Origin of the sequence: Actinomadura vinacea (genome assembly GCF_039532545.1) — a bacterium.
Classification (GTDB): domain Bacteria; phylum Actinomycetota; class Actinomycetes; order Streptosporangiales; family Streptosporangiaceae; genus Spirillospora; species Spirillospora vinacea.
In genome coordinates, this window is the sequence record NZ_BAAARW010000021.1 from 44,910 (window position 1) to 61,088 (window position 16,179).

Annotated in this window: 21 protein-coding genes and 1 pseudogene; 12 read left to right on the forward strand and 10 right to left on the reverse strand. The window is 69.7% G+C overall.

Annotated features, from left to right (window positions below; translation table 11 throughout):
* Positions 1-21 precede the first annotated feature (21 nt).
* Complete coding sequence (locus ABD340_RS29525) at positions 22-900, forward strand: tetratricopeptide repeat protein (protein WP_344593342.1); 879 nt, start codon at positions 22-24, stop codon at positions 898-900.
* 397 nt (positions 901-1,297) lie between these two features.
* Positions 1,298-1,438 (forward strand): hypothetical protein, encoded by a 141-nt coding sequence (locus tag ABD340_RS29530; RefSeq protein ID WP_344593343.1) that lies wholly within the window; start codon positions 1,298-1,300, stop codon positions 1,436-1,438.
* 33 nt (positions 1,439-1,471) lie between these two features.
* Here ABD340_RS29530 and ABD340_RS29535 read toward each other — a convergent pair whose 3' ends face one another.
* The 3 genes from ABD340_RS29535 to ABD340_RS29545 all read right to left on the reverse strand — a co-directional run bounded on the left by ABD340_RS29535 (position 1,472) and on the right by ABD340_RS29545 (position 3,944).
* A complete protein-coding gene (locus tag ABD340_RS29535; protein WP_344593345.1) occupies positions 1,472-1,651 on the reverse strand; it encodes a hypothetical protein in 180 nt (59 codons plus the stop codon).
* Between the two features lie 828 nt (positions 1,652-2,479).
* The gene (locus tag ABD340_RS29540; protein ID WP_344593347.1) at positions 2,480-3,322 is read right to left on the reverse strand and encodes an alpha/beta fold hydrolase; all 843 of its coding nucleotides are present in this window, start codon (positions 3,320-3,322) and stop codon (positions 2,480-2,482) included.
* Between the two features lie 4 nt (positions 3,323-3,326).
* Positions 3,327-3,944 (reverse strand): dihydrofolate reductase family protein, encoded by a 618-nt coding sequence (locus tag ABD340_RS29545; protein ID WP_344593348.1) that lies wholly within the window; start codon positions 3,942-3,944, stop codon positions 3,327-3,329.
* A 436-nt stretch (positions 3,945-4,380) separates the two neighbouring features.
* On the opposite strand from ABD340_RS29545, the pseudogene ABD340_RS29550 reads away from it, so the two are divergent.
* Both ABD340_RS29550 and ABD340_RS29555 read left to right on the forward strand, forming a co-directional pair.
* Positions 4,381-4,845 (forward strand): annotated as a pseudogene (locus ABD340_RS29550) (transposase); the annotation flags it as partial.
* A 619-nt stretch (positions 4,846-5,464) separates the two neighbouring features.
* Positions 5,465-5,797, forward strand: coding sequence for a hypothetical protein (locus ABD340_RS29555; RefSeq protein WP_344593349.1), 333 nt, complete (start codon positions 5,465-5,467; stop codon positions 5,795-5,797).
* Positions 5,798-6,075: 278 nt separating this feature from the next.
* Here ABD340_RS29555 and ABD340_RS29560 read toward each other — a convergent pair whose 3' ends face one another.
* Positions 6,076-6,411, reverse strand: a complete 336-nt coding sequence (locus ABD340_RS29560) for an ArsR/SmtB family transcription factor (protein WP_344593350.1) — start codon at positions 6,409-6,411, stop codon at positions 6,076-6,078.
* A 69-nt stretch (positions 6,412-6,480) separates the two neighbouring features.
* Between ABD340_RS29560 and ABD340_RS29565 the strand changes: the two genes are divergently transcribed.
* Positions 6,481-7,047, forward strand: coding sequence for a Chromate resistance protein ChrB (locus ABD340_RS29565; RefSeq protein ID WP_344593351.1), 567 nt, complete (start codon positions 6,481-6,483; stop codon positions 7,045-7,047).
* Entirely contained in the window at positions 7,044-8,231 is a 1,188-nt protein-coding gene (locus ABD340_RS29570; RefSeq protein ID WP_344593353.1) for an MFS transporter, read from the forward strand. Before ABD340_RS29565 ends, ABD340_RS29570 begins: the two co-directional genes overlap by 4 nt.
* Positions 8,232-8,329: 98 nt before the next feature.
* Here the strand turns inward: ABD340_RS29570 and ABD340_RS29575 are convergent, their stop codons facing one another.
* On the reverse strand, positions 8,330-8,938 hold the full coding sequence (locus ABD340_RS29575; protein WP_344593355.1) for a type III PLP-dependent enzyme domain-containing protein: 609 nt from the start codon (positions 8,936-8,938) through the stop codon (positions 8,330-8,332).
* A gap of 10 nt (positions 8,939-8,948) precedes the next feature.
* On the opposite strand from ABD340_RS29575, the gene ABD340_RS29580 reads away from it, so the two are divergent.
* From ABD340_RS29580 to ABD340_RS29590, 3 genes are all read left to right on the forward strand, one after another.
* Positions 8,949-9,272 (forward strand): winged helix-turn-helix domain-containing protein, encoded by a 324-nt coding sequence (locus ABD340_RS29580; protein ID WP_344593357.1) that lies wholly within the window; start codon positions 8,949-8,951, stop codon positions 9,270-9,272.
* 352 nt (positions 9,273-9,624) lie between these two features.
* Positions 9,625-9,987 carry a hypothetical protein gene (locus ABD340_RS29585; RefSeq protein ID WP_344593359.1) on the forward strand — a complete coding sequence of 121 codons (363 nt, stop codon included), beginning with the start codon at positions 9,625-9,627 and terminating at the stop codon, positions 9,985-9,987.
* 70 nt (positions 9,988-10,057) lie between these two features.
* Entirely contained in the window at positions 10,058-10,189 is a 132-nt protein-coding gene (locus tag ABD340_RS29590; protein WP_344593360.1) for a hypothetical protein, read from the forward strand.
* A 323-nt stretch (positions 10,190-10,512) separates the two neighbouring features.
* Here the strand turns inward: ABD340_RS29590 and ABD340_RS29595 are convergent, their stop codons facing one another.
* The 3 genes from ABD340_RS29595 to ABD340_RS29605 are packed head-to-tail and all read right to left on the reverse strand — an operon-like array spanning position 10,513 to position 12,922.
* Positions 10,513-11,286 carry an ABC transporter permease gene (locus ABD340_RS29595; RefSeq protein ID WP_344593361.1) on the reverse strand — a complete coding sequence of 258 codons (774 nt, stop codon included), beginning with the start codon at positions 11,284-11,286 and terminating at the stop codon, positions 10,513-10,515.
* On the reverse strand, positions 11,283-12,233 hold the full coding sequence (locus ABD340_RS29600; RefSeq protein ID WP_344593363.1) for an ATP-binding cassette domain-containing protein: 951 nt from the start codon (positions 12,231-12,233) through the stop codon (positions 11,283-11,285). The genes ABD340_RS29595 and ABD340_RS29600 overlap by 4 nt, the downstream gene beginning before the upstream one ends.
* A 26-nt stretch (positions 12,234-12,259) precedes the next feature.
* A complete protein-coding gene (locus ABD340_RS29605) occupies positions 12,260-12,922 on the reverse strand; it encodes a DUF4097 family beta strand repeat-containing protein (RefSeq protein ID WP_344593364.1) in 663 nt (220 codons plus the stop codon).
* A gap of 261 nt (positions 12,923-13,183) precedes the next feature.
* On the opposite strand from ABD340_RS29605, the gene ABD340_RS29610 reads away from it, so the two are divergent.
* Positions 13,184-13,939 carry a GbsR/MarR family transcriptional regulator gene (locus tag ABD340_RS29610; protein ID WP_344593403.1) on the forward strand — a complete coding sequence of 252 codons (756 nt, stop codon included), beginning with the start codon at positions 13,184-13,186 and terminating at the stop codon, positions 13,937-13,939.
* Positions 13,940-14,110: 171 nt separating this feature from the next.
* On the opposite strand, the gene ABD340_RS29615 is transcribed toward ABD340_RS29610, so the two are convergent.
* Both ABD340_RS29615 and ABD340_RS29620 read right to left on the reverse strand, forming a co-directional pair.
* On the reverse strand, positions 14,111-14,731 hold the full coding sequence (locus ABD340_RS29615) for a DUF1707 SHOCT-like domain-containing protein (RefSeq protein ID WP_344593366.1): 621 nt from the start codon (positions 14,729-14,731) through the stop codon (positions 14,111-14,113).
* 74 nt (positions 14,732-14,805) lie between these two features.
* On the reverse strand, positions 14,806-15,150 hold the full coding sequence (locus tag ABD340_RS29620) for an ABC transporter permease (protein ID WP_344593411.1): 345 nt from the start codon (positions 15,148-15,150) through the stop codon (positions 14,806-14,808).
* 159 nt (positions 15,151-15,309) lie between these two features.
* Here ABD340_RS29620 and ABD340_RS29625 point away from each other — a divergent pair, with 159 nt between their 5' ends.
* Positions 15,310-15,618, forward strand: coding sequence for a transposase (locus tag ABD340_RS29625; RefSeq protein WP_425547467.1), 309 nt, complete (start codon positions 15,310-15,312; stop codon positions 15,616-15,618).
* A 78-nt stretch (positions 15,619-15,696) separates the two neighbouring features.
* Complete coding sequence (locus ABD340_RS29630) at positions 15,697-16,029, forward strand: hypothetical protein (RefSeq protein ID WP_344593368.1); 333 nt, start codon at positions 15,697-15,699, stop codon at positions 16,027-16,029.
* The last annotated feature ends 150 nt before the right edge of the window (positions 16,030-16,179 follow it).

A 16,179-nucleotide genomic window follows, 5' to 3' on the forward strand; every position in this document is an offset into this window, starting at 1 on the left:
GAGGTGGATCACCCTGAGCCCATGGCCGGCCTCAGCCGAGGAACGGGACATGAGTCCACGTGCGAGGCTTCTGCTGCCGGCGCAGAACTTCCCGACGAACGGCAGGAGGGCACAGAGCCGCCGACGGAGCCCAGCATCCGCCTGCAACGGTACCTGGAGTCGTTCGGTCGAACAGGTGCGCGGCTGCTGCGTCACGCGGAACGAGGCGACGCTGACGCCGCCTACCGGCTCGGGGTGCTGCTGTTCTGTGAACGCCGGCCACGCGAGGCCGGGGAATGGCTGCAGCTCGCGCGAGTTGGCGGGTACGACATACCGCCGATCGACCGGTTGTCGTTGGACTCTGCTGCCGATGCGGCCTTTGAGATCGGGACTGACTATGAGGCGGTGCGGCAGCCCCACGCTGCCCTGGTGTTCTTCAGGCGCGCTGGTGAGTGTGGGAACGCCGAGGCAGCGTACCGGGTGGGCTTGCACTATGCACAGAAGAACGACCATTGGGATGCGGCGACGTGGTTCAGTCGGGCGGCGATGGTGGGCCATCCTCATGCGCGCAGGGAGTTCGCTGTGGCGTATCGGGAGCTGAGTTTCAGCGGCGTGGTGTTGCCCAGTCCGGATGGCGCCTACTTCGCGTCACGCGGGGGCTCGTACGCCCCCAATGACCCGTTCAGCCTGGACGGCCCGGGGGTGCTGGTCGGGCTCGAGAGTACTTTGGATCCATTGGGCCTCCCGATGGAGTCGTCGCATGACTCCCCGGTCTATGGCATGGCAGATCCGTTGGGACCACCCGCGCACCGTGACACGGTTCGGCTCCCGACCGTTGATGAGCTTCTTCAGCAGATCCAGAGAGACCGGCAGGGGGAGTATGGCGACCGTTACCCGGATGCGGGGGACGGCCGGCCCTGAGGCGACATGCGGGGTGGCGTGCTTGGGTTTGACCCGTGCGGTGGATGTGGGACCCCTGCTTCGACAAGGGAATCCGGTGCTGGTGACCGGCCGCAGCGGTGCGTGAGGCCCCCGGGTTGCGGAGTTACCTGTTGAAGAGGTCGGCCAGCCACTCGGGCAGAGGCGCAATGACGGGGACCGTCGGCGCCGGGGGCCGCCGGTGTCGATCCCGAGGCCAGGCCGGGTGCGGCCGCGGGTCGATGACCTGGCGGCGCCGTCGCTGATCAGCCGCGCCCCGCCGCCGGCGGTCTTGCGCACGCCCACCGCCGTCATGTAGCGCTGGGACAGGTCACAGTTGCGGTCCTCCGCGACCGCGGTTTCGCTGTGAGATCACAGCTGTGGCCGGGATCATCTCGAGGTGTTGTCGCTGGTCCACCGGCTGGTCAGATGCCTGTTCGGTCTGCTCGCGGTGCTGGTCCGGTCGGATCTGTCCATGGACGCCGAGTTGCTCGTGCTGTGTCACGAAGGCCACGTGGCCGGCCGGGTGGGATCACGCTGACCGGTTCTGGCTGGCAGCGTTGCCCAGGCTGGTTCACCGCCGTTGCTGGGCGAGGATCTTCCCGGTCACCCTGGCCGCGATCCTGGGCTGCCTGATCGCCCGCGAGTGGGCCTGCACCGACCGGCGCCGGCCGGGCCGACCGTCCACCGGGGCTTCGATCAAGACGCTGATCGCGCCGATGGCGCGGGAGAATCCACGGCTACCAACGATCAAGAGGCCGGTTCTCCTAAGGCGGAGAAGCGGCCTCTGAACTGGTCTTTCTCTGTAGGAACGGCAGGGATTCGAACCCACGCCCCCTTGACCCCAACCACAAAAGGCCAGTCGATCTAGGTCGATCGGAGTCGAGCGGGGAGCCCCCCCACCTGCACTGATGATCCGGGATTGCCGCGGCGAGTCTGAGCACGATGGCTCCCCGATTGGCTCCGCGGCCGCCCCGCCCAGGATCAGATGGCGAACAAGATCGTTGGCTGTGGCTCATAGCTGGATGAAGTGCAGGGGCTTGCACCATTGTTGTGGGCGAGGGGGTCGCCGGGGCGCCACCGTCGCCGTGGTAGATGCCGCAGCGGTCCATACCGTGCACCGCCTAGCGGTTCGGACAGGACGCGACCGAGCCTGTGCGCCCTGATCCGGCCTCCCCGTTGGCATATGGTCTCGGCGGGACCGGAAGGGCGCCGCACGGGGTCTCTCCCCGCCATCGCGCCGATTCTGTCGAGCCCCTCTGACATCAACAGCGCGGGAGGTCAAGGCTCTGCCGTGAGATGGTCATCCCCGGTTAGTACTCCAGCCGTAGATCGTGATCTTGCTGGTGGGGTCGTGTGGCCGGGAGTGCTCCAGTTGGTTGTGGCCGCGCTTCCGTGATGACTACGACGTTCGACGTGGAGCGCTGACGGCAGAAGCCGTGGGTTTACGGGACATGGATCGAGAGAAGCATCCTGGACAACCTCGGGTTGGAATCGTGCCGATCGCGGGCGCGCGGCCGGATCGAGCCTCCGACGTGCACTGCTGCGGTGGAGGCCAGACCCGCGCGGCGCCCGCCGTCCGCTATCCGAGCGTGAGCATCGCCTCGGTGATCTCGCCGACCGCCGCATCGGGGATCGCAGTGGCGGCCTCCTTGAGGACGAGCAGCCGTGCCCCGGGGATCTCGCGCGCGATCGCCTCGCCGTTGCCGACGGGGAAGAACCGGTCGCGGCGGCCGTGGACGACGAGCGTGGGGACCTCGATCTCGGGCAGGCGCTCGCGCCAGCGGGGTTTGCAGTCGAGCCTGGAGAACACCATGCCCATCTGGTTGGCCATCTGGACCGGGGGTGCGGTGCCGGGCGTGCGGTCCCAGATGCGCGCAGCGATTGCGCGCGCGGCGACGGGGTCGTCGCCGAGGATCTCCGCGCCGGCGGCGGCGAACTCCGCAACCGCCTCGCGGTCGGTCCAATCGGGCATCGGACGCGCGAACAGCCGGCTCATCGTCGCCTGGTCATGGTCGGGGAGGTCATCGTCGGGCGGGCCAGGGGCGACCGCGCGGGTGCCGACCAGGGTGAGCGCCGAGAACGCGCCCGGATGGTCGAGCACGGCCACCTGGGCGACCATCCCGCCGACGCCGATCCCCGCGAGGTGCGCGGGCCCCCCGCCGAGCGCGCCGACAAGGGCCGCCGCGTCGGCGGCGAGGCCGCGCAGGGTGTAGGCGGGCGCCTCCGGATCCGTCGTCGTCGACTCCCCGCTATCGCGCAGGTCGTAGCGCACCGCACGGCGCCCGCCGGCGGCGAGGCGCTCGCAAAGCGCGTCGGGCCAGGAGAGCATCGTCGTCCCGCCCGCGAGCAGGACGAGTGGCGCGTCGTCGTCACCGAACGACTCGATGCCCAAGGTGATCTCATTGGCGTTGACAGTGGTCATCGGATCACCGGAAGACGTCGTAGGTCAGGTGCGCCGCGGTCGATGTCGAGATCACGCTCCGCTGCACCAGCGTGCGCGGCGCTCCGCCGGTGAACAGTGGTGTCCCGGCACCCAGCACGATGGGCGCGAGGTGCAGCGTCAGCGCGTCGACCAGCCCGGCGTCGAGCGCCGAGCCGATCGTGGCGCCGCCGCCCATGAGGATGACGTCGAGGTCCTTGCCGCTGTCCGACGACGCCGCCTCGGCTCGCTCGCGCGCGGCGGTGACGGCGTCGGGCAGACCGGTGGTGACGAACGTCCAGTCGAGGTCGGTTGTCCGCACCGACTCTGGCGGCGAACTCGTCACGACGACGAAGGCGGGCTTGCCGACCTCGCCGGCGCCGTAGCCGGACGTGTCGTCCCAGCCTTTCGTCCCGTCGACAACGTCGAAGAGGTGGCGGCCGAGGACGACGGCGCCCGAGCGGGCGGTCGCCTCGCGCAGGACCCGGCGGTCGTCGGGGTCGTCGGAGAACGCCCAGGTGTGCAGGGCCTCGCCGCCGGTGCCCAGACCGTTGTCCGGGCTGGGGTCGGGCCCGGTGACGAAGCCGTCGAGAGAGACCGAGATGTCCGCGATGATTCGAGTCATGCCAGGGCAGACCCGATCCGCCGCCCGAACTCATCGCTCACGCATGAAGCGTATGGCGGATGCGAACTCGATAGCACGACGCGCGAGGCAGCACGTCGGACATACAGCGGACGATCGTCCCCGAGTACCTCAGAGGCGCATATGCACAAGTCAAAGGGTATGGCCTCCTTGGTGCTCGGAACGGCCAGGTGAAGGGTTGCGGCCGCGCTTCCGTGATGACTACGACGTTCGACGTGGAGCGCGGCCACAACCAATTGGACGCTCAATACAGGTCGGCTGATTGACGGGTACGGCCACCGCTGATCGTCGATGTGTGAAGACTGAAGATCTTGTGGTGGCCGCGGGGCACAGCGTAGATCCTGCCCGCTGGCAGGAGGCGTTCGAGGTCCTGATGGGCCGGATAGCGGGCCGGTTCGCGCGGGTTGAGCCCCGGCGCCGGGTGTGGACGTGCGACCCGGACCGCCGCCGGGCCGCGGGCCTGGGCGAGGACACCGTCTTCGCGCCCAAGCCGGAAAATGGCCGCCCGCATGATCGGCCGGTTCCTCGACGCCGGGCACCGCCTGGACTGGGTCGCAGGCAACGGGTCTACGGCGGCAACCCGAAACTGCGGTCCGCACTGGAAGAGCGCAGGGGCGGCTACGTGCTGGCGGTCGCTTGCTCAGCCGAAGTCCGCCGCAACCGCACCACCGGTGAACTCGCCTACTACCGCTGCTTCTCGCCCGCCCCGGTGCCCCTGGCCATGCTCGCCCACGCCTTCCTCGCCGTCGTCCGCGCCGACGAACACACCCGCCATCCCGCCCCGGACGGGCTGATCCCGCTCACCTGTAACGAGATCCAGCGCCTGTTCACGATGCTTGTCGTCCAGCCCGTGCACGACGTGGCCCACCGGCTCCGCTGGTCCGGCACGCCTGCCGTATGGCGGAATCTGCTGCGAACTGGGCGGCCTCGGCTATCGGGTGGCGCCGTCGACGGTGTGGAAGATTCTCAAGGACGCTGGCATCGACCCCGGGCCGTTTCGCGCTGGCCCGTGCCAGCGGGATTCGGGAGCCTACGGCGTGTCGCGCAGATACCTGGGCGGCCGCAGTTCACTGGTCGCGGGCGCGTCGCTGATCATCGACTATGTGCCCAACGTGGCGGTCTCGGTGGCCGCCGGCACGGCCGCCCTGACCTCGGCGTTCCCGAACTGCTGCCCTACACGGTGTGGATCTGCCCGGCCGCGCTCGCGCTGGTCACCGGGGTCAACTACTGGGGGATCAAGCAAGTTCACCGAGGGTGGCTGGCTGATCCTGGTGGCCCTCCCCGCCATGGTGGCGCTGATGGAATGGGTGCTACGCCGGGATCGCGCAACGGCTTGAGCTGAACCGGGTCCCGCAGGCGCCGCGGCCGCGGCGCGCGCTGGTGGTGGTCCCGGTCGGCGCGGTCAGCCGGCTGACGCGGGAGGCCCTGGCGGCCGCGCTCAGCCTGGGCGACCGAGTCACGACCGGCGTTTCGTCCGCGAGTGGGAGGCCTGGGCCCCCGAGGTGGAACTGGTCCTCATCAACGACGAACGGCGGCGGTTGGTCGAACCGATCGTGCGGTACGTGCGCGGCGTGCGTGAGCAGCACGTCTTCGTGTTGATCCCCGAGGTGGAACCCGAGCGCGTCTGGCAGCGGATCCTGCAGAACCAGCGCGGCGGCGTGCTGGCCCACGCACTGCGCCGCGACACCGAGGCCGTGGTCTGCCGGCTGCGCTTCCGGATGGCCCCGCCCACCACCCGCGCCGATGGGCCGCCGGGACACACTCTGCAACCGCATCGTGCGAACGGCCCGGGAAGCGACCCTCACCAAGCGGGAGAACCATATGCCGCGGGTTAGCCCAACCAGCCCGTGCAGGGACGCAGCATTTCGGCGACGAGCGGGCCTCTGCCGCTGGGCGCGCCCGCCTTGGAGTTCCTGGACGTGGTCGTGCCTGCCGCTCTTGCGCTCACCAGGCCTTTGAGGCGGACAGGCAGTGGGCGCATGGCTTGTTGGCAGGGTCCCGTGGGCGCGGCGGCAGGTCGATGGGAACCGATCCGGACGGGCCCACTCTTACTCGGGGGCCGGTGCACGGCTGGGGTGGCATGGGCGCATGGGCGGGTCTCGCCGGGCTGTCGTCAGCAGCAGCCCTTCTCGTCGGCGTCGACGCAGGTGCGGTCGGTCTCGACGGCCACCACGGCGGTGCGCAGGTCGTCCAGCGCGTGGCCGAGGCGTTCGTCGGCCAGCTCGTAGCGGGTGCGGCGGCCGTCGGGCACAGCGGTGACCAGGCCGCAGTCGCGCAGGCAAGCGAGGTGGTTGGACAGCCGGGTGCGGGAGATGCCGAGCGCGTCGGCGAGATCGGACGGGTAGGCGGTGGCTTCGCGCAGGGCGAGCAGGACGCGGCAGCGGATCGGGTCGGCGAGCGCGCGGCCGAACCGCGCCAGCACCTCGACCTCGGTAGCGAGAGTCAGCACACCTCAACGTACAGAGCATCCTGAATTCAGGAAACCATAATCAATGTAACGCCTGCTACATTTTCCAGTGTGACGAACAACGGCGCACGGATACGGTGGCTCGTCCTCGTCATCAGGCTGCCCGCCGCCCCATCGCGGCACCGGGTGGCGGTCTGGCGTGAACTGCGCAAAGTCGGCGCGCTCTCGCTGGGCCAGGGCACCTGGGCAGTGCCGGACGTGCCGGTCTTCGCCGACGGCGTGCGCCGGGCGGTCGAGCTGACCGAGCGGGCCGAGGGCCAGGCAGTGGCGCTGCACGCGTCCGGGCGCTCCGCCGAGGACGCGGCCCGCTTCGAGGCGATGTTCACCGCCGCTCGCTCGGAGGACTGGACGGAGTTCCTCGCCGACTGCGGCAAGTTCGATGAGGAGATCGCCAAGGAGATCCGGATCGGCAAGTTCACCCTGGCCGAGCTGGAGGAAGAGGAGCAGAGCCTGGAGCGCCTGCGGCGCTGGCACCGGGACCTGACGGCCCGTGATGTGTTCGGCGCACCGCAGGCCGCCGAGGCCGCCGAGCGGCTCAAGCAGTGCGCGGCGGTGTGCGAGGACTACGCCGAACGCGTCTTCACCGCCCTGCACCATGCTGAGGGGGAGGACGCATGACCGCCCACAACGCTGCCGGCGTCGGGCAGGGGCGGGCGATGTGGCCGCTGTACGCGGCCGGTTTCACCACTGCCTTCGGCGCGCACGGTATCGCCGCCAACCTCGGTGGCTTCTCCGCCGACGCGGTCACGTCCTTGCTGGTCCTGGGCGGCCTGCTCGCCCTGTACGACGGCGCTGAGGTCGTCCTCAAGCCCGTCTTCGGCGCCCTCGCCGACAAGATCGGCGCCAGGCCCGTCCTGCTCGGCGGGCTCATCGCCTTCGCCGCCGCCTCCGCGCTGTATGCGATCGCGGATAGCCCCGGCTGGCTGTGGGCTGCACGCCTGGGCCAGGGCGCGGCCGCTTCCGCCTTCTCCCCCTCGGCCTCCGCACTGGTCGCCCGGCTCAACCCAGCCGCCAAGCACGGCCGGGCCTTCGGGAGTTACGGCTTCTACAAGTCCATCGGCTACACCCTCGGCCCCCTCCTTGGCGGCGTCCTGGTCTGGGCCGGCGGACTGCGCCTGCTGTTCACCGTCATGGCCGTCCTCGCAGCGGCCGTCGCCGCCTGGGCCACGCTCGCCGTCCCCGCCTTGGCCCCACTGCCCAAGTCCCGTCAGACCGTGCTCGACCTGGCCCGTCGCCTCACCTCCCGCACCTTCCTCGCCCCCACCGCGGCCCTGGCGGGCGCGACCGCCGCACTGTCGGTCGGCGTCGGCTTCCTGCCCGTCTCCGGCGCCGCCGCCGGACTCGGCACCGTGGCCACCGGCGCGGCCGTCTCCGTCCTCGCCGCCACCGCCGCACTCGTCCAGCCCTACGCGGGGCGGGCCCTGGACGCCGGGCGCATCACCACCCGCACGGGACTCGCGACCGGACTCACCATCACCGCCGCGGGTCTCGGCTGCGCCATGCTCCCCGGCCTGACCGGCGTCCTCACGGGTGCGGTCCTGATCGGTGCCGGAACCGGCCTGATCACCCCGCTCGGCTTCGCCGCCCTCGCCGCCGCCACCCAGCCCGAACGGCTTGGCCAGACCATGGGATCAGCCGAACTCGGCCGCGAACTCGGCGACGCCGGAGGTCCCCTCCTGGTCGCCGCCGTCGCCACGGCATCCACACTGACCTACGGATTCGCCGCCCTCGCCGCACTCCTGGCAGTCGGCCCGCTCCTCACCCTGGCCGCGCACCGCCGTACCATCCCCGCACGGCAGTAGACGCGCACGGCGACAAGCGGATGCCCCGCCCGGTGGTCTTCAGACAACTAGGCCTCCTCGATCGGGTGGACGGCGGTCCGGTACGAGGCTCGGGGCGTTCAGGTCAGCCGACGTCGCGGGCCATGAGGTCTTCGATGGTCTCGCGGCGGATGATGAGGCGGGCGCGGCCGTCCCGTACGGCGACCACCGGCGGACGGCGGACCATGTTGCGGTTGGAGGCCATGGAGTGGTGGTAGGCGCCCGTGCACGGCACGGGCGCCTACGGGGCGCACGTCGGCGGGTAGCCGCACGTCAGGGGCGACCACGTCCCCGGCCTCGCAGTGCCGGCCCACGACGGTCGCGGTGCGCTCGCCCCCGGCGCCGCGGCGGCCGATCAGGCGGGCGGCGTAGCGCGCCCCGTACAGGCTGGGCCTGGGGTTGTCTCTCATTCCGCCGTTGACCGCGACCAGCAACCGGCCTGCCGGGCCGTGCTTGACGCTGACCACCCGGTAGACGGTGATGCCGGCGTGCGCCACGATCGCCCGGCCCGGCTCGACCGTCAGGCGGGGAACAGGGAGCCGAGGCGCGGCACAGGCCGCCTGGACCGTCCGGCGCAGCCGGACGGCCGCCATTTCGAGATCCGGTTCGGGGTCACCCGGCCGGTAGGCGACGCCGAAGCCGCCCAAGCCGTTCGGCGTCGACGAACTCCTGGCCCGCGTCCGCGCCATCACCCGCAGGGTGCCCGCGGACCAGGTCTCCCCGATCGTGCAGGTGGGCGACTACGCCGTCGACCTGGTTCGCAAGACCGTGAGCGGCCCGGGCGAGGTGGCGGTCCACCTGACCCCGATCGAATGGGAACTTTTGGAGATCCTGCTGCGCAACCCGGTCACGCTGGTGACCCAGCGGCGCCTGCTGGCCCAGGTCTGGGGACCCAACCACGTCAAGGAGACCAACTACCTGCGCGTCTACATGGCCTCGCTGCGCCGCGAGCTGGAGCGGGAACCCGCGCGCCCGCAACATCTGATCACCGAACCGGGTATGGACCACCGCTTCGAACCGTGACCCCGGCGAAGCGCGGCGGGGGCATGGCCCGTACTCGGCGAAGTGGGGACGGATCTCCAGGACGAGACCGATCACCGCGACCGTCGCCAGGCCTGGTACGACCCCGCAAGGCTTCAGCGCCCGCTCGCCATCGCGGATCACCTCGTCAAGTGCCGCCGGTCGACCCGCCCTGCGGGAAGTGTTCCTCGCCTATGACCAAGCCCATCGTCGGCGCGACCCGCGATCGACACGGTTCCGACGACCTGCCCGGACAAGGCCTCATCTCTGACATTCCTGAGCTCATCCAACGGACCGTCAACGCCTCCTCACCGGCATGGCCGCGAGTCCCGACGGGTAGACGAAAGTGGTGCCGGTGAACGAGCCGACACGGCCACCTGGTGGTTCACCCGCGCGGCGCTGGCTGCTGCACGGATTGCACCGCGCCGGCGGCACGAAGGCATCCGGGCCGCATCACGGGTGGTGGCAGGTGATGTGCCTCACCGGTGTCGACTACTTCTCCACCCTCGGCTACCAGCCCTGCATCGCGGCTCTGGCCGCCGGAGCGCTCAGTCCGGTGGCGACACTGCTACTGGTGGCGCTGACCCTGTTCGGGGCACTGCCGGTCTACCGGTCGGTAGCGGGGCAGAGCCCGCACGGGCTCGGATCGCTGTCGATGCTGGAGAGGCTGCTGCCCGGCTGGCGCGGCAAGCTCCTGGTCTGTTCCGGACTCGCGTGACCAACGAGAGTATCTTGAGAAGGCAAGCGAGGTCTGGGAAAAGCACCGGCTGCGCAGCAGCGAGGGTGTGATGTTCCTCGAGGTCACGGTCACCGACGCCTCCGAGTTCGAGACCGACCTGCACGTCAAGGGCGAGGCATTGCACGGCTACCGCATCCTGGAGGTCGGAAGCCCGAGCGTGTCCAACGCCATCGCTACCTGATCTTCGGCGGCGGTGACGTCCCCCCGATGACCAGGGAAATCCTCCGGAAAGCCGAGCCGAATCCAGAACGCCGCCCGGTCGTTCACGTGGGTTGACCTCGGGCTCCCCAAAGCTGACCACTGTTGGTGGCCGCCCATGCGGACACGGGGCCGCCGCCGCATTCAGGGCGCGAAACGCTTTATCGCGAAGGCGGCGTGTGTCGGGAAACGATCAAATTTCTCTGGACACTGAAGCTGTCGAAGCGCTTTGCGGGTGCGGTATGCGAAAAGGTTCAGGGCCGTCAGACCTGTTGGTCTGACGGCCCCTGTTCGGCCGGCTCATGGTCAGGCCTTGTTGAAGGTGTTCTTGGCCCAGAGGTAGGAGGCGGCGGCGATGCCTGCGCACCAGGCGGTGGCGATGGCGGCGCCGTTGCCGATCGGGGTGCCGAGGAGGAGGCCGCGGACGGTTTCCATGATCGGGGTGAAGGGCTGGTATTCGGCGAACCAGCGGAGGGCGGTGGGCATGGAGTCGGTGGGGACGAAGCCGCTGCCGAGGAAGGGCAGCAGGATCAGGGGCATCGGGGCGTTGCTGGCGGCTTCGGGGTTCGGGGACTTCAGACCGAGGGCGACCGACAGCCAGGTGATGGCCACGGCGAACAGGGTGAGCAATCCGGTGGCGGCCAGCCATTCGGCGGCGGTGGCGTTGGGGCGGAAGCCGATCGCCAGGGCGATGCCGATGAGGACGGCCATGCCGAGGAGCTGCTGGATGACGCTGCCGACGACGTGGCCGGTGAGGACCGAGGCCCGGGAGATCCGCATGGTGCGGAAGCGGGCGATGATGCCTTCGGTCATGTCGGTGGCGACCATGACGGCGGTTCCGGTCGCGGCCGTGGCGGCCGCCATGAGCAGGATGCCGGGGACGACGTAGTTGACGTAGGCGTCGCGGCCGCCGCCCAGCCCGCCGCCGAGGGTGCCGCCGAGGACGTAGACGAACAGCAGCAGGATGATGACGGGCGTGGCGACCAGTTGCACGGTCATGGACGGGTAGCGGAGCAGGCGCTTGAGCTGGCGCCGGACCATGGTGGAGGAGTCGCGCGCGGCGAGGGTGAGGGTGCTCATCGGGTGGCCTCCTTCTGCTGGCCGGTGAGGGTGAGGAAGACGTCGTCGAGGTCGGGGGTGTGGACGCTCATGTCGTCGATGTCGATCGAGCGTTCGTCCAGGAGGACGAGCAGTTCGCGGATCGCGCGGACGCTGCCGTCGCTGGGCACCTGCAGGGTGAGCGCCTCGGGGTCGGCGGTCCCGGTGCCGAGGAGCCGGTGAGCGGCGTCGAGTGGGTGCGTGTCGGCGAAGGTGAGCTTGACGTGGCCGCCGGGGATGCGCCGCTTGAGTTCTTCGGCGGTGCCTTCGGCGATCAGCCGTCCGTGGTCGACGAGGGCGATGCGGTCGGCGAGTTGGTCGGCTTCCTCCAGGTACTGGGTGGTGAGGAAGATGGTGACGCCGCTCGCGACGAGTTCACGCACGATCTGCCACATGGTGCGGCGGCTGCGCGGGTCGAGGCCGGTGGTGGGCTCGTCCAGGAAGATCAGGCGGGGGTCGCCGACCAGGGTCATCGCCAGGTCGAGCCGGCGCTGCATGCCGCCGGAGTAGGTGGCGGCGGGCTTGTTGGCCGCCTCGACCAGATCGAACTGCTCAAGCAGCTCCTTGGCCTTCTGCTTGCCCTCGCGCTTCGGCAAGTGCTTCAGGTCGGCCATGAGCAGCAGGTTCTCCACGCCGGTCAGCAGCTTGTCGATCGCCGAGTACTGGCCGGTGACCCCGATCGCGCCGCGCACATCGTCGGCCTGGCGGTCCAGGTCGTATCCCGCGACCTGGACCTGGCCGGCGTCGGCGCGGATCAGCGTGGACAGGATCTGGACGGTGGTGGTCTTGCCGGCGCCGTTGGGGCCGAGCAGGGAGAAGATCGTTCCTTCGGGGACGGCGAGGTCGATGCCGTCCAGGACGACCTTGTCGCCGGTTTTGTCGCGGTAGGACTTGCGCAGCCCGGTCGCCGCTATGGCCAGGGGGGTCATGGTGGGGGCTCCTCAGAGAGTGCGGGTCAGAGGCTGCGGGCGGTGATGTCGCCGTGGGCGGTGGTGGCGTGGATGTCGAGTTCGGCGGTGCCGTCGTTCTTGAGGGCGTTGCTGATGCGGCCGTGGGCGGTGCCGGCGTCCATGGAGGCCGAGACGCCGGCGGCGGCGTGGACCGAGATGTCGCCGGACTGGGTGCGGAGCACGACCGTGCCGCGCACGGCCTCGGCGATGCGGATGTCGCCCCTTTGGGTGCTGATCTCGGCGGGGCCGCCCAGGCGGCCGACTTCGATGTCGCCGTCGGTGGCGGTGAGGCGGAGGCCGGCGGCCTCGTCCACCTTGATCTGGTGGTAGGCGCCTTCGAAGGCGACGTCGCCGAGGCGGCCGACGGCCCGGAACTCGGCGCTGGCCGCCTTGGCCTCGATCCGGGAGCCGGCGGGTAGCTTGACCGTCACCTCGATGGATCCTGAGGGGCCGAGGTGCTGGTTCTTGGCCGGGGTCTGGATCCGCAGGACTCCGTCGGCGTAGTCGACCGTGGTCTGCTCGGCCGCCTTCACGTCGCGGCCCTTGGAGGCGTTGGCGGGCAGGACCTCGACCGTGGTGTCGGCCCGGTCGGCGGCGAGGAACTGCACGCGCCCGGCCGGGATGTCCAGGACGGCGGCGATCGGTGCGGGGGTGTCGAACTTGTGCATCGTGCTCTCCCTTGCGCTTGCGGCTCGCTATTTCCAACGCCGGAAACGCTACGTTGCTTTCCAGATCTACACAACAAGTTCGTTGCTTGAAAACAGTGTTTGTCCAGGTCAAGGCGTGATAATCATTGCAATGGCCTCTCGTTTAATGCAACGATAGGCGGTCGTGTCGTTGCAATGTATTGAAGATGAACGCTAAAGTGGAGGCGTCAGGGAACACCGAGCAGCGCCATGGAGCACCCGTGGGGCATGAAGGGGGTCGTGATGCCGGGAGGCAGGCTCACCCAGCAGGAACGCCAGCAGATCGCGCTGGGGCTGGCCGACGGCCTGGCCTACGCCGAGATCGCCAGACGCCTCGACCGCCCCACCTCCACGATCACGCGTGAGGTGACACGGAACGGCGGCGCCACCGGCTACCGCGCCGACCTGGCCCACCGCGCCACCCAGCAACGCACCCACCGGCGTACGCAGGCCACGCCCTGTGGGACGCAGGCCCGCCCCCAGCCCTACGGACGCGACGCCGAGGCCGTGCGCGACTTCCAGGAAGCCCTCACCACCGTCTTCATGACATCGGGCCTGCCCAAGATGATGGCCCGGGTGCTGGGCTGCCTCTACACCACCGACTCCGGCAGCCTCACCGCCGCCGAACTCGTCCAGCGCCTCCAGGTCAGCCCGGCGACCGTCTCCAAAGCGATCACCTACCTCGAGAACCTGGACCTCATCCGCCGGGAACGCGACGAACGCCGCCGCGAGCGCTACCTCGTCGACGACGACCTCTGGTATCAGTCGATGATCCGCAGCGCCCGCGACAACGACCAACTCGTCGAGACCGCACGGCAGGGCGTCGGCGTCCTCGGCCCCGGCACCCCGGCCGGGGCCCGCCTGGAGAACATCGCCCGCTACATGGACTTCGTCACCGAGAGCCTCATCCGCGCCGCGGAACAGGCCCGCGAGATCCTCTACACCAAAACCGAAACGACCCCGGACGGCACCGACAAGACAAGTTCAGATCACGGATAGGCGGCCGTCCCGACGGCCACGGCATGAGACGAAGCCGACCGTGTCGGTAATCGAGCTGTCATGAGGTAGACGTGTGGACGTTCACCCATGTCAGCCGGGGTCTACGGAGCTGATTCGGGGTTCTGGTGACCGCTCTGATCCTGTGCGGTCAGTATTGATCCGGACGAGATGTCAAGGCCCGGATACCGCGGTGTCCGGGCCCTGCGGCGCCTGCCAGCGGGTGTTGAGCCGGCCGTGCCGCAATCGGCCTACCAGGCGGACGTGAAGCGTCTCCGGCGTGTTGTCGCCCGCGTCCCTGCTGATCTCCAGGCTGCTGTGCCGCACCGACAGCTCGTTGGCGTCCACCACCATGCCCGGCGCGAGGACCAACTCCACGTTGCCGCCGCTCACCCGCAGCTCGATGACCAGCTCGGGTGCGCTGCGCACCGCGCTGGTCAGGTCCAGCATCACGTCGCACCACGCGGTGCGCAGCGCCAGCCGGTGCGGCAGCGTCCATCGGCCGTCTCGGCGCACCGAGCCGTGCTTCTCCTTGATGGTGAGCAGTTCGGCGGCCGGCTCGGCCGGCGTCCCAGCGAACGGCAGCGTGAGTGCGCCTGGCACCGCGATCAGATCGGTGGTGAGCGGCGTCAGCGCGTCGATGGTGCGGGCGGCCAGCGCCGTGTCCAGCCGCTCGTCGAATTCGACCGGGTCGAGCCGGCCGTCGGCGAGGGCGGCGTGCAGCAGTTCGATGACCCGGTCGCGGTCCGCGTCGGACGCGCGCAGCGCGGGTGAGCTGGGCGGATCTGCCGGCATCCGGCCTCCTCGGCGGCGAGGTGGTGGCACCGTGCCACCGAAATTGCTGACTGATCGGTATAAGGAGACTGTACCTAGGTGATATTGCGGTGGTAGCTGGCCATGGCAAGGGCGTACGCGGCGATGAGGATGCCGAGGCACCACGCGAGTGCGGTCCAGATGTCGGTGTGGACTGGCTGTTGTGCGAACAGGTCGCGGATCGCGTAGACGATGGATGTCACGGGTTGGTCGTCGGCGAAGGCGCGCACCGGGGCGGGCATGGTGTGGGCGGGCACGAATGCCGAGCTGATGAACGGCAGGAAGATGATCGGGTAGGCGAAGACGCCCGCGCCGTCCGAGGTCTTGGCGGTGAGGCCAATGAACTGCAATTCCTGCTGGTCACGGCCCCCACCCCGCTCCGCGAACAGCTCGCCGCACACAAAGGCGCCAAGCTCGCCGAGGCCTGTGCCCGGCTACGGCCCGGCAGCGACCTGGCCGACCCGACCCAGGGCGCCGAAGCCGCACTGCGCCACCTCGCCAACCGCCACCGAGCTCTCGCCACCGAAATTCGTCAGGCCGACGCCCAACTCGGCGCGCTGGTGAAGAAGGCCCGGCCTGACCTGCTCGCACTCAGCGGCGTCGGCGCCGAGACAGCCCAGCTGCTGTCCACCTGCGGCGACGACCCCGACCGGCTCCACTCCGAAGCGGCGTTCGCGGCACTGTGCGGGGTCTACCCGATTCCGGCCTCCAGCGGCAGAACCCGATGCCATCGGCTGAACCAGGGAGGCGACCGCCAGGCCAACCGCCCCCTCTTAACGGCAATCGGAAATATGTGCGCATCCCCATGCCTGAATCGAATGTGCGCCATGGGAGCCACGCCCGTTAATTTTCCGTGTGAAAGGCGCTAAGAAGCCGTCAATATCGGCCGCGAGTATTAATTCAGAGTTTGACTGGATTGAGAAGCGCGAGATGTGCCTAGGAGGGTCATGATGCAGCGCCTTGAATCGGCCGTCTGGCCGCTGGCCGGCGGCACGGCGTGCACGTTCGTCCTCGCGGTGGTGCTGAAGGAGGCCGGCTGGCAGGTCGCGTTCGCCGTGGTCGCGACGTCCGTGGCCGGGCGGGCGCTGCTGGCGCCGCCCATCGTGGGAGCCGCACTGGGCGCCGTCGCCTGGACCTTCGTGACCTCCTTCGATGTGAACAAGTCCGGCGACCTGACCCTCACCGGCGCCGGCGACACGGCCCGCGCCGCAACGCTGATCACGCTGGGCCTGATCGCGGCCTCCGCCGGAAAGTGGTTCACCTCCCGGTCAATCCCTTGACCGACTGCCGGTTTCGAGAGTTCTGCGGCGACTGAGGAGTCGGCTGGTCTGCCGCGATGGGCCCTGGACCATGCCGTTCTGTCCCGACATCAGGGTGGCCCACGCGCCTCGCGAACGCGGTGGTGCTCGCGTCGGCCGCTGCGAGCGGGA

Excerpts from the sequence above, each read along its gene's own strand:
- ABD340_RS29630 (WP_344593368.1), top strand. The coding sequence starts at position 15,697 with ATGATGCAGCGCCTTGAATCGGCCGTCTGGCCGCTGGCCGGCGGCACG.
- ABD340_RS29540 (WP_344593347.1), bottom strand. The coding sequence starts at position 3,322 with ATGACCACTGTCAACGCCAATGAGATCACCTTGGGCATCGAGTCGTTC.
- ABD340_RS29610 (WP_344593403.1), top strand. The coding sequence starts at position 13,184 with ATGCCGGGAGGCAGGCTCACCCAGCAGGAACGCCAGCAGATCGCGCTG.
- ABD340_RS29605 (WP_344593364.1), bottom strand. The coding sequence starts at position 12,922 with ATGCACAAGTTCGACACCCCCGCACCGATCGCCGCCGTCCTGGACATC.
- ABD340_RS29575 (WP_344593355.1), bottom strand. The coding sequence starts at position 8,938 with ATGGCGCGGACGCGGGCCAGGAGTTCGTCGACGCCGAACGGCTTGGGC.
- ABD340_RS29570 (WP_344593353.1), top strand. The coding sequence starts at position 7,044 with ATGACCGCCCACAACGCTGCCGGCGTCGGGCAGGGGCGGGCGATGTGG.
- ABD340_RS29615 (WP_344593366.1), bottom strand. The coding sequence starts at position 14,731 with ATGCCGGCAGATCCGCCCAGCTCACCCGCGCTGCGCGCGTCCGACGCG.
- ABD340_RS29600 (WP_344593363.1), bottom strand. The coding sequence starts at position 12,233 with ATGACCCCCCTGGCCATAGCGGCGACCGGGCTGCGCAAGTCCTACCGC.
- ABD340_RS29590 (WP_344593360.1), top strand. The coding sequence starts at position 10,058 with ATGTTCCTCGAGGTCACGGTCACCGACGCCTCCGAGTTCGAGACCGAC.
- ABD340_RS29595 (WP_344593361.1), bottom strand. The coding sequence starts at position 11,286 with ATGAGCACCCTCACCCTCGCCGCGCGCGACTCCTCCACCATGGTCCGG.
- ABD340_RS29525 (WP_344593342.1), top strand. The coding sequence starts at position 22 with ATGGCCGGCCTCAGCCGAGGAACGGGACATGAGTCCACGTGCGAGGCT.
- ABD340_RS29545 (WP_344593348.1), bottom strand. The coding sequence starts at position 3,944 with ATGACTCGAATCATCGCGGACATCTCGGTCTCTCTCGACGGCTTCGTC.